The sequence below is a fragment of the Nocardia sp. NPDC005745 genome, assembly GCF_040630775.1.
In the GTDB taxonomy this organism is placed as follows: domain Bacteria; phylum Actinomycetota; class Actinomycetes; order Mycobacteriales; family Mycobacteriaceae; genus Nocardia.
Map to the genome: position 1 here is coordinate 120,682 of NZ_JBEXYF010000021.1, position 10,730 is coordinate 131,411.

Annotated in this window: 11 protein-coding genes; all 11 read left to right on the top strand. The window is 66.0% G+C overall.

The features are described 5' to 3' along the window. Positions 1-253 precede the first annotated feature (253 nt). The gene (gene atpB, locus ABZ420_RS22655; protein WP_357125950.1) at positions 254-1,102 is read left to right on the top strand and encodes a F0F1 ATP synthase subunit A; all 849 of its coding nucleotides are present in this window, start codon (positions 254-256) and stop codon (positions 1,100-1,102) included. 78 nt (positions 1,103-1,180) lie between these two features. Beyond that, on the top strand, positions 1,181-1,429 hold the full coding sequence (locus tag ABZ420_RS22660) for an ATP synthase F0 subunit C (RefSeq protein WP_039796339.1): 249 nt from the start codon (positions 1,181-1,183) through the stop codon (positions 1,427-1,429). Between the two features lie 5 nt (positions 1,430-1,434). Beyond that, entirely contained in the window at positions 1,435-1,995 is a 561-nt protein-coding gene (locus ABZ420_RS22665; RefSeq protein WP_357045160.1) for a F0F1 ATP synthase subunit B, read from the top strand. A gap of 19 nt (positions 1,996-2,014) precedes the next feature. Further along, positions 2,015-2,824 (top strand): F0F1 ATP synthase subunit delta, encoded by an 810-nt coding sequence (locus tag ABZ420_RS22670; protein ID WP_357125953.1) that lies wholly within the window; start codon positions 2,015-2,017, stop codon positions 2,822-2,824. A gap of 53 nt (positions 2,825-2,877) precedes the next feature. Next, positions 2,878-4,515, top strand: coding sequence for a F0F1 ATP synthase subunit alpha (atpA, locus tag ABZ420_RS22675; protein WP_063051797.1), 1,638 nt, complete (start codon positions 2,878-2,880; stop codon positions 4,513-4,515). A 132-nt stretch (positions 4,516-4,647) separates the two neighbouring features. Beyond that, entirely contained in the window at positions 4,648-5,619 is a 972-nt protein-coding gene (locus ABZ420_RS22680) for a F0F1 ATP synthase subunit gamma (RefSeq protein ID WP_357125956.1), read from the top strand. Positions 5,620-5,717: 98 nt separating this feature from the next. Next, on the top strand, positions 5,718-7,166 hold the full coding sequence (gene atpD / locus ABZ420_RS22685) for a F0F1 ATP synthase subunit beta (RefSeq protein ID WP_040865168.1): 1,449 nt from the start codon (positions 5,718-5,720) through the stop codon (positions 7,164-7,166). A 6-nt stretch (positions 7,167-7,172) separates the two neighbouring features. Beyond that, positions 7,173-7,550, top strand: a complete 378-nt coding sequence (locus ABZ420_RS22690; protein WP_040865169.1) for a F0F1 ATP synthase subunit epsilon — start codon at positions 7,173-7,175, stop codon at positions 7,548-7,550. Positions 7,551-7,809: 259 nt separating this feature from the next. Then, entirely contained in the window at positions 7,810-8,232 is a 423-nt protein-coding gene (locus ABZ420_RS22695) for a DUF2550 domain-containing protein (RefSeq protein ID WP_357125959.1), read from the top strand. Positions 8,233-8,282: 50 nt separating this feature from the next. Next, on the top strand, positions 8,283-8,864 hold the full coding sequence (locus tag ABZ420_RS22700) for a cob(I)yrinic acid a,c-diamide adenosyltransferase (protein ID WP_357125962.1): 582 nt from the start codon (positions 8,283-8,285) through the stop codon (positions 8,862-8,864). Positions 8,865-9,080: 216 nt separating this feature from the next. After that, positions 9,081-10,340 (top strand): UDP-N-acetylglucosamine 1-carboxyvinyltransferase, encoded by a 1,260-nt coding sequence (gene murA / locus ABZ420_RS22705; protein WP_357125965.1) that lies wholly within the window; start codon positions 9,081-9,083, stop codon positions 10,338-10,340. Positions 10,341-10,730: the final 390 nt, after the last annotated feature.

Sequence of the window (10,730 nt, forward strand, 5' to 3'; positions counted from 1 at the left end):
CTACACGCTGTCGTAGATGACTTGGTAAAGTGTTGGTAAGCAAGCGACCAAGTCGGGTATCACTGAGGGGTCACCGCCGAGATCCCCTGCATGGGCCGCTATGCTTACTGCCGTGCCGGGCTCCGAGGGGTGTTCCGGTTCTGCATGTCGACGAATGTCGCCGACACACGTACAGACGCCTGGTGGAATTCAAACCACCGCCCAGCTGCTGACGAACTTCGAGCCGACCTGAGTCGACCCAAATTGATCGTCAATGTCCGATCGAACCGCGGGAATGACCGTACCCGCGGCCCGAACACGGGAGAGAACGCTGAGCGTCACCACTCTGGCGGCCGAGTTCCACGCGCCGTCGCTTACCGACTTCTTCCCTCCAGCTGTGCTGTTCGAGGGAACGCCGTTCGAACTCGATCGATTGATGCTGATCCGCATTCTGATGACGGCCGTTCTCGCTGTCGTGATGGTGCTGGCATTCCGCTCGCCCCGGACCGTTCCGCGCGGCCTGCAGAATGTGGCCGAAATCGGCCTGGTCTTCGTCAAGGAGCAGATCTGTGACGAGGTCCTCGGCAAGGAGTCGGGACGGAAGTTCTTGCCCCTGATCGCAACGATCTTCTTCACGGTCCTCTTTCTGAACTTCTCGGGTGTCGTGCCGGGGTTGAACATCTCGTCGAACGCCCGAATCGGCATGCCGCTGGTGCTGGCCGTCATCGCGTACCTGACGTTCAACTACGTCGGTATCAAGAAGTACGGATTCCTCAACTACATGCGCAGCAGCATCGTCGTTCCGAACGTTCCCGCCGCACTGCACGTGCTGCTGATTCCGATCGAGTTCGTCTCGACCTTCATCCTGCGTCCGTTCACGCTGACCGTCCGACTCATGGCGAACATGCTGGCAGGCCACATCATGCTGGTCCTGTTCTTCAGCGCGACCTGGTTCTTCCTGTTCGACGCCACCTCGTGGATGAAGGTGTTCTCGCCGTTCTCGCTGCTCGCGGGACTCGGATTCACACTCTTCGAGCTGTTGGTCATCTTCCTGCAGGCCTACGTGTTTGCGCTGCTGACCGCCGTATACATCGGACTCGCACAGCACGCGGCCGATCACTGACCTGACCGACCCAACTACCGGAAACCTGCTACACCACGCCGACCGGCGGGTGAGCAACAGAAAGGGAATGGAAGACTCATGAGCCTCGCTTACCTGGCCCAGGAAGCCGCCACGAACGAGAGCACCTTCAAGGGCCTGGGCGCCGTCGGCTACGGTCTCGCCGCGATCGGCCCCGGCATCGGCGTGGGCATCGTCGTCGGTAAGGCGATCGAGGGCATCGCGCGTCAGCCCGAGCTGCAGGGCACCATCCGTACCAACATGTTCCTCGGTATCGCGTTCACCGAGGCCCTGGCCCTCATCGGTCTCGTCGCCGGCTTCATTTTCTGATTCCGATGTACGAGTCAGTTTTGCTCGCGGCGGCGGAGGGAGAGGATGTGAATCCTCTCGTCCCCGAAACGTACGACATCGTCTGGTCGATCGTCTGCGTCATCATCATCGGGTTCCTGTTCTACAAGTACGTGATCCCGCGCCTGATGAAGACGCTCGACGAGCGTTCCGAGAAGATCGAAGGCGGCATCGCTCGCGCGGAAGCCGCGCAGGAAGAAGCTCAGCTCACCCTGCAGCAGTACCAGCAGCAGCTGGCCGACGCCCGGCTCGAGGCCGCGCGCATCCGTGAGGACGCGCGTACCCAGGGCCAGGAGATCCTGGCCCAGATGCGCTCGGAGGCCCAGGCCGAGGCCGACCGCATCATCGCGGCGGGCCACACCCAGCTGGAAGCCCAGCGCCAGCAGATCCTGACCGAACTGCGCCACGAAGTCGGCCGCACGGCCGTCGACCTGGCCGAGAAGATCATCGGGCAGTCGGTTTCGGACGAGGCCAAGCAAGCGGCCTCGATCGACCGTTTCCTCGATGAGCTCGACCAGACGGACGCAGGCATCGGGGTCGGAAGGTAACGACGCGAAAGTGAGAAGCATGTACGCAGCGAGCCGCGAGGCCAGTGCCCGGTCTCGGGAGGCGCTTCGGGCCGCTCTGACCGGAAGCGACAGTGCTGCGGCCACGACGGGGTCGGAACTGTTCGCCGTTGTCGCCGTGCTGGACGACCAGCGTTCGCTGCGTGTGGCGCTCGCGGACGTGTCGGTGCCGGGTTCCGCGCGCGCGGAACTCTGCGAGCGGGTCTTCGGCGGCAAGGTCAGCGCTGCCACGCTGGCAGTGCTGACCACCGCGGTGGCCGAGAACTGGTCGCGCACTTCTGATCTGGTGGACACCTTGGTGCTGCTCGGCCAGGAGGCGCTGCTGGAGTCGGCGGCCCAGCGTGGCCGGATCGAAGCGGTCGAGGACGAGCTGTTCCGGCTCGGCCGGATCATCAGCGACAACCCCGAGTTGGACCAAGCGCTGTCGGATCGGTCGCAGGAGGCTTCGGCCAAGGGCGAGCTGATCCAACGGCTGCTCGCCGGCAAGACGGAGCCCATCACCCTGACCCTGGCGGAGCAGGTGGTGACCAGGCAGCGGTCGGGCATCAGCGCCGCCTTCGACGAGCTGTCCGACCTCGCGGCGGGGCGCCGCGATCAGATCGTCGCGCACGTGCGCGCCGCGATCGGGCTCAGCGAGCAGCAGCGCGACCGGCTGGCCGCCTCGCTGCGGCGCATCTACGGCAAGGCGACCACGGTGCACATCCAGGTCGACCCGAGTTTGCTGAGCGGAGTCGTGGTGCGCGTCGGTGACGACGTGATCGACGGCAGCGCCATCGGCCGACTGGAGAAGATGCGCAGGGCCCTGACCTAGCGCGCTTCACCACCCCCGACATTCCAGACCCAGACAGCGAGAGCAGGAAGAACATGGCGGAGCTGACGATCTCCTCCGACGAGATCCGTAGCGCGATCGAGAGCTACACCCAGAGCTACACCCCCGAGACCTCCATCGAAGAAGTCGGTGTGGTCACCGACACCAGCGACGGCATCGCGCACGTCAGCGGCCTGCCCTCGGCAATGGCCAACGAGCTGCTCGAGTTCCCGGGCGGCGTGCTCGGCGTCGCGCTGAACCTCGAGGACCGTGAGATCGGTGCGGTCATCCTCGGCGAGTTCGCCGAGATCGAGGAGGGCCAGGAGGTCCGCCGGACCGGTGACGTGCTCTCGGTCCCGGTCGGCGACAAGTTCCTCGGCCGCGTGGTGAACCCGCTGGGCCAGCCGATCGACGGCCTCGGCGAGATCGAGTCCGAGGAACAGCGCGTGCTCGAGCTGCAGGCCGCGACCGTGCTGGAGCGCCAGCCGGTCGAGGAGCCGCTGGCCACCGGCATCACCGCGATCGACGCGCTGACCGCCATCGGCCGCGGCCAGCGTCAGCTGATCATCGGCGACCGCAAGACCGGCAAGACCGCGGTCTGCATCGACGCGATCCTGAACCAGAAGGCCAACTGGGAGACCGGCGACCCGACCAAGCAGGTGCGCTGCATCTACGTCGCCATCGGCCAGAAGGGCTCCACCATCGCGGGCGTGAAGGCCGCGCTGGAGCAGCACGGCGCGCTGGAGTACACCACCATCGTCGCCGCCCCGGCCTCCGACTCCGCCGGCTTCAAGTGGCTGGCCCCCTACACCGGTTCGGCCATCGGCCAGCACTGGATGTACCAGGGCAAGCACGTGCTCATCGTGTTCGACGACCTGACCAAGCAGGCCGAGGCCTACCGCGCCATCTCGCTGCTGCTGCGTCGCCCGCCGGGCCGTGAGGCCTACCCGGGTGACGTCTTCTACCTGCACTCCCGGCTGCTGGAGCGTTGCGCGAAACTGTCCGACGAGCTGGGCGCCGGCTCGATGACCGGTCTGCCGATCATCGAGACCAAGGCCAACGACATCTCGGCGTTCATCCCCACCAACGTCATCTCGATCACCGACGGCCAGGTGTTCCTCGAGTCCGACCTGTTCAACAAGGGCGTCCGCCCGGCGATCAACGTCGGTACCTCGGTGTCCCGCGTCGGTGGCGCCGCCCAGACCAAGGGCATGAAGAAGGTGGCGGGCTCACTGCGTCTGGAACTCGCGCAGTACCGCGAGCTGGAGGCGTTCTCCGCGTTCGCCTCCGACCTCGACGCGGCCTCGCTGGCGCAGCTCGAGCGCGGCGCCCGCTGGGTCGAGCTGCTCAAGCAGGACCAGTACTCGCCGGTGCCGGTCGAAGACCAGATCATCTCGATCTACCTGGTCGACCGTGGCCACTACGACTCGATCCCGGTCGGTGACATCCGCCGCTTCAACGCCGAGCTGCTGGAGGAGCTGCACCGCAGCGCCGCCGACGCGTTCAAGGCCATCGAAGGCGGCAAGGTGCTCGACGGCGAGGCGGCCGAGCAGGTCGAGGCGGCCACCAAGAAGTTCCTGGGGACCTTCCTCACCTCCGACGGCACTCCCGTGGTGAACGAGGCCGAGGCGGGCCAGCTCGACCACGAAGAGGTCGAGTCGCTGTCGGTGACCCGCAAGCACGTCGAGAAGTAACGCGAGCCGGCAAATGCGCTATTCGATCCGCGGCATACGCGACGGGCACGAAGGAGGAAGCGTGCGCGACCTCCTCGTGCTCGGCGTATGCCGTCAATCCCACGCAGCGAATGAAGGGAGTGTGAACCGCTGATGGCAAGCTTGCGTGAATTGCGCTCCCGCATTCGTGGTGTGAATTCGATCAAGAAGATCACCAAGGCCCAAGAGCTGATCGCGACCTCGCGAATCTCCAAGGCTCAGGCCAGGGTCGCGGCCGCGAAGCCGTACGCGGAGGAGATCACCAAGGTCCTCAGCGAGCTGGCGAGCGCGTCGAAGAACCTTTCGCATCCGCTGCTGACCGAGCGCGCCAACCCGCGCCGGGCGGCCGTGCTGGTGATCACCAGTGACAGCGGCATGTGCGGTGGCTACAACTCGAATGTGCTCAAGCGCGCCGAAGAGCTGATGACCACCCTGCGTGACGAGGGCAAAGAGCCGGTGCTCTACGTGATGGGCAACAAGGGCCTGACCTACTACGCCTTCCGCAACCGCTCGTACGTGTCGGCGTGGACCGGGTTCTCGCAGCAGCCGAAGTATTCCGATGCTTCGTCCGCCTGCCACCACCTGGTCGACGCCTTCATGGCCGGCTCCGACGGAGCGGTGCCCGCTCCGAACGGGACGGGTGACATCGCTGGCGTCGATGAGCTGCACGTCGTGTACACCCGCTTCGTCTCGATGCTGACGCAGAGCCCTGAGGTGCGCCGTCTGGCGCCGATCCAGGTGAGCTACGTCGACGAGAACTTCGACCTGGGTGAGGACATCGTGTCGGATTCGCCGACGGCGGACGTCCACGCGCAGTACGAATTCGAGCCCGACGCCGATGTGCTGCTGGCGGCGCTGCTGCCGAAGTACGTCAACACGCGCATCTACGCGTCTCTGCTCGAGGCAGCGGCATCCGAGTCAGCGGCTCGGCGCACCGCAATGAAGGCCGCCACCGACAACGCCAACGAACTCGCGAGCGTGCTCCAGCGCGAGGCCAACTCGGTGCGTCAGGCCCAGATCACGCAGGAAATCAGCGAAATCGTCGGCGGCGTGAACGCGCTGGCGTCGAGCTCGGACCGCGACTAAGCGCCACGCGGCCTGAGGCACGGGGCCGGGAGCGGAAGCGTGCGCAACCACGAAGGCCCCCCGAAGGCCGCACATCGACACGGAGAGAACCAACACCAATGACCGCAGCTGTCACCCAAGACAACACGAGCCGGACCGGCGGCGCCGCAGGCCGCGTCGTCCGGGTCATCGGCCCCGTCGTGGACGTCGAGTTCCCGCGCGGAGCCATTCCCGAGCTGTTCAACGCTCTGCACGCCGAGATCACCCTGACCTCGGTGGCCAAGACCCTGACCCTCGAGGTCGCCCAGCACCTCGGCGACAGCATCGTGCGCACCATCTCGATGCAGCCGACCGACGGCCTGGTCCGCGGCGCCACCGTCACCGACACCGGCAAGCCGATCTCGGTGCCCGTCGGCGACGTGGTCAAGGGCCACGTCTTCAACGCGCTGGGCGACTGCCTGGACACCCCCGGCCTCGGCCGCGACGGCGAGCAGTGGGGCATCCACCGCAAGCCGCCGTCGTTCGACCAGCTCGAGGGCAAGACCGAGCTGCTCGAAACGGGCATCAAGGTCATCGACCTGCTCACCCCGTACGTGAAGGGTGGCAAGATCGGTCTGTTCGGTGGCGCCGGTGTCGGCAAGACCGTTCTGATCCAGGAGATGATCACCCGTATCGCGCGGGAGTTCTCCGGCACCTCCGTGTTCGCCGGTGTCGGCGAGCGCACCCGTGAGGGCACCGACCTGCACCTGGAGATGGAGGAGATGGGCGTCCTCCAGGACACCGCCCTCGTCTTCGGCCAGATGGACGAGCCGCCGGGCACCCGTATGCGCGTCGCCCTCTCGGCGCTGACCATGGCCGAGTACTTCCGCGACGTGCAGCACCAGGACGTGCTGCTGTTCATCGACAACATCTTCCGGTTCACCCAGGCCGGTTCCGAGGTGTCGACCCTGCTCGGCCGCATGCCCTCCGCCGTCGGTTACCAGCCCACGCTGGCCGATGAGATGGGTGAGCTGCAGGAGCGCATCACCTCGACCCGTGGCCGGTCCATCACCTCGCTGCAGGCCATCTACGTGCCCGCCGACGACTACACCGACCCGGCCCCGGCGACCACCTTCGCCCACCTCGACGCGACGACCGAGCTCTCCCGCCCGATCTCGCAGAAGGGCATCTACCCGGCCGTCGACCCGCTGACCTCGACCTCCCGCATCCTGGAGGCCTCGATCGTCGGCGACCGGCACTTCCGGGTCGCCAACGAGGTGAAGCGGATCCTGCAGAAGTACAAGGAACTGCAGGACATCATCGCCATCCTCGGTATGGACGAGCTGTCCGAGGAGGACAAGGTCCTCGTCGGCCGCGCCCGTCGTCTGGAGAAGTTCCTCGGCCAGAACTTCATCGTGGCCGAGAAGTTCACCGGTCAGCCGGGTTCGGTCGTGCCGCTGGAGCAGACCATCGACGACTTCGATCGCGTCTGCAAGGGTGAGTTCGACAGCTACCCCGAGCAGGCCTTCAACAGCTGCGGTGGTCTCGACGACGTCGAGAAGGCCGCCAAGAAGATCCTCGGAAAGTAGTCACCGATGGCGGAAATGTCAGTCGATCTCGTCGCGGTCGAACGATTGCTCTGGTCCGGCCAGGCGTCGTTCGTCAGCGCGCAGACCACCGAGGGCCAGATCGGCATCATGGCCGGCCACGAACCGTTGCTCGGCCAGCTGGTCGAGGGCGGCATCGTGACGATCGTGGACACCGACGGTCAGCGGGTCGTCGCCGCGGTGCACGGCGGCTTCTTCTCGGTGACCGCGAACTCGGTTCGGGTGCTGGCCGAGTCGGCGGAATTCGCCGACGAGGTGGACGTCGAGGAGGCCCGCCGGGTGCTGGCCGATTCCGACGCCAGCGAAGAGCAGCAGAAGGCGGCTCAGGCCCGGGTGCGCGCGGTCGAACAGACGGCGAACGCGTAGTCACAACCTGTTTTCGAGCACGACTGCTGTCGGCGGTGAAGAGTCCCTTCACCGCCGACAGCGTCTTTCAGGCGAGTCGGACACGGCCGGGCCATTTGTAAACTCGATGCCGTGGTTGAATGACCGCACGCGGTGTGAACATCAGGCTCGCCGAGCGGCAGTCCACGTCACCACGAAGGGCCTGCCAACACCCGCCAATCGAATGCCGTGTCGACCACACGGCGGCGTAGCGAAGGGACGAACAGCATTGCAAACCGGGATGGTTCTCCTGATCATTCTGGTGCTCACGCTCGTGTTCCTCGCGCTTGCCTCGACTTACCGCCTCATCATGTTGCGGCGCGGCGGAATCGCCGCGATCCTGCGTGTCCTGCCCGCTCGCGGTGGTCAAGGATGGCGCCACGGATTGATCCGCTACGACGAGGACCGTCTGGTCTTCTTCAAACTCACCAGCCTCAAACTCGGCCCGGACTCCGCCATTCGGCGGCAGGGCATCGAGATCGGTGATCGCCGGGGTCCGCGCGGCGACGAGTACGACATCATGACCGACGACATCGCCGTGATCGCGGTGTCGGACCGCTCGGGCGACTTCGAACTCGCCTTGGATCGCGATTCCCTGACCGCTTTCCTGTCCTGGGTGGAATCCCGCCCGTCCGACCGCACGCGGCGGATGCCGGGTCTGTAACCCACGGCTCTCGGCGGACCCGGTCCGGCCGCGCCCGCTAGGGTTGTGCTGTGAGCGTGCATTTGACCCGGATCTACACCCGGACCGGCGATGACGGGACCACGGGATTGAGCGACTTCTCCCGGGTCGCGAAGACCGACCCACGCTTGGTGGCCTACGCCGACTGCGATGAGACGAACGCCGCCATCGGTATGGCGATCGCCCTCGGTGGGCCTGACGCGACGATGCTCGCGGTACTGCGGCAGATACAGAACGATCTGTTCGACGCCGGTGCAGACCTCTCCACCCCTGTCGTGGCGGAACCGAAGTATCCGCCGCTGCGGGTCACTCAGCCCTACATCGATCGGCTCGAAGCATGGTGCGACGAGTTCAACACCGCGTTGCCCGCGCTCGATTCGTTCATCCTCCCCGGCGGTACCCCGCTGGCTGCCCTGTTGCATACCGCCCGGACGGTTGCGCGCCGAGCGGAGCGCTCGGCGTGGGCGGCGATCGAGGCGCATCCGGAGGACACCGAGGTGCTGCCGGCCAAGTACCTCAATCGCCTCTCGGACCTGCTGTTCATCCTGAGCCGGGTGGCCAATCCCGGCGGCGATATCCTGTGGAAGCCCGGCGGGGAACCGCCGAGCGCCTGATCGCGTAGGACCGCAGGCGAGTACCCGGGCGATCACGGGGTATTGCCGGCAAGGCGTCGGGTCCACCCCGTCGACCACAGAACGCGCCCATCTCGCGGCACTCGCTCCAACGGCGAAAACGTCCGGAGGCGAGGGGAGTCGTGGAGAGGCGGCACCGTAGTGCGCCGCCCCAACTATCCTTGCACCAACAGTGCGCCGAATACGCGGAGAGGCGGCATGGAACGGTTTTTGGTTACCGGCGGAAATCGACTCGTCGGTGAGGTCACGGTGGGGGGCGCCAAGAACAGCGTCCTCAAATTGATGGCCGCTGCGCTGCTCGCCGAGGGCACCACCACGATCACGAACTGCCCGGACATCCTCGACGTGCCGCTGATGGGTGATGTGCTGCGCGGCCTCGGCTGCGACGTGGCCATCGACGGCGGGACGGTGTCCATCACCACGCCCGCCGAACCGAAGTACCACGCGGACTTCCCCGCGGTGACGCAGTTCCGCGCGTCGGTGTGCGTGCTGGGTCCGCTGATGGCGCGGTGCAAGCGCGCCGTCGTCGCATTGCCCGGCGGTGACGCCATCGGCTCCCGCCCGCTCGACATGCATCAGGCCGGCCTGCGCCTGCTCGGCGCGACCAGCGAGATCGAGCACGGTTGCGTGGTGGCCAAGGCCGACGAGCTGCAAGGCGCCCGGATCCGGCTCGACTTCCCCTCGGTCGGCGCGACCGAGAACATCCTCATGGCGGCGGTGCTGGCCGAGGGCGAGACGGTGATCGACAACGCCGCGCGCGAACCGGACATCGTCGACCTGTGCAACATGCTCGTCCGGATGGGCGCGCGGATCAGCGGCGCGGGCACCTCGGTGCTCACCATCCAGGGCGTCGAGCGTCTCGCGCCGACCACTCACCGCGTCATCGGCGACCGCATCGTGGCCGCGACGTGGGGCATCGCCGCCGCGATGACCCTCGGCGACATCCGCGTCACGGGCGTGAACCCCAAGCATCTGTCGCTGGTGCTCGACAAGCTGCGGTCCGCGGGGGCGCGCATCTCGTTCGAGCAGGACGGCTTCCGGGTGGTCCAGGCCGAGCGGCCGCGTGCGGTGAACTTCTCGACCCTGCCGTTCCCCGGTTTCCCGACCGACTTGCAGCCGATGGCTATCGGGCTGGCGTCCATCGCGGACGGAACCTCGATGATCACCGAGAACATCTTCGAGGCGCGCTTCCGGTTCGTGGAGGAGATGATCCGGCTCGGCGCCGACGCGCGCACCGATGGGCACCACGCGGTGGTGCGCGGGATTCCTCGGTTGTCGAGTGCTCCGGTGTGGTCCTCGGACATCCGGGCCGGCGCGGGTCTGGTCCTCGCGGGCTTGGTCGCCGACGGGACCACCGAAGTGCACGACGTCTTCCATATCGATCGCGGGTATCCGAATTTCGTCGAGCAGCTGCAGGAGCTGGGCGGCGATGTCACGCGCGTCGGTGCCACGGATTGAGCGCTCGCGCCCATCCCGATGGGCGCGAGTTATCGATCGTTTCCCTGAAAATGCGTGATGACCAGGGGATTTGACATCGTGCACGCAGACACGTAACTTATTCCAAGTCAGAGCGACACGGACACCGACCCGGGGCCCAGGAGCTGAGCGGAAACGCTGAGCCGGAGGCCAGGGAAACGAGGTAGGACGAGGAGCGCCTGACCGATCACATGGCTCGGCCGCGATCCCAGTTTGCAACTGGGTTCACCACTGAGCTAAGCTGGAAAAGTTGCCTCACTGAAGTTCCGAAAATGTTCGGGTTGGATGTGTGTGCGTGTGTTCTTTGAGAACTCAATAGTGTGTCGATGAATGTCAGTGCCAAATGTTTTATTTGGTTCCGGCTCTTTCACC

Coding starts and splice junctions, on each gene's coding strand:
- atpA (WP_063051797.1), top strand. CDS start 2,878: ATGGCGGAGCTGACGATCTCCTCCGACGAGATCCGTAGCGCGATCGAG.
- atpD (WP_040865168.1), top strand. CDS start 5,718: ATGACCGCAGCTGTCACCCAAGACAACACGAGCCGGACCGGCGGCGCC.
- ABZ420_RS22695 (WP_357125959.1), top strand. CDS start 7,810: ATGGTTCTCCTGATCATTCTGGTGCTCACGCTCGTGTTCCTCGCGCTT.
- murA (WP_357125965.1), top strand. CDS start 9,081: ATGGAACGGTTTTTGGTTACCGGCGGAAATCGACTCGTCGGTGAGGTC.
- ABZ420_RS22660 (WP_039796339.1), top strand. CDS start 1,181: ATGAGCCTCGCTTACCTGGCCCAGGAAGCCGCCACGAACGAGAGCACC.
- ABZ420_RS22690 (WP_040865169.1), top strand. CDS start 7,173: ATGGCGGAAATGTCAGTCGATCTCGTCGCGGTCGAACGATTGCTCTGG.
- atpB (WP_357125950.1), top strand. CDS start 254: ATGTCCGATCGAACCGCGGGAATGACCGTACCCGCGGCCCGAACACGG.
- ABZ420_RS22665 (WP_357045160.1), top strand. CDS start 1,435: ATGTACGAGTCAGTTTTGCTCGCGGCGGCGGAGGGAGAGGATGTGAAT.
- ABZ420_RS22680 (WP_357125956.1), top strand. CDS start 4,648: ATGGCAAGCTTGCGTGAATTGCGCTCCCGCATTCGTGGTGTGAATTCG.
- ABZ420_RS22670 (WP_357125953.1), top strand. CDS start 2,015: ATGTACGCAGCGAGCCGCGAGGCCAGTGCCCGGTCTCGGGAGGCGCTT.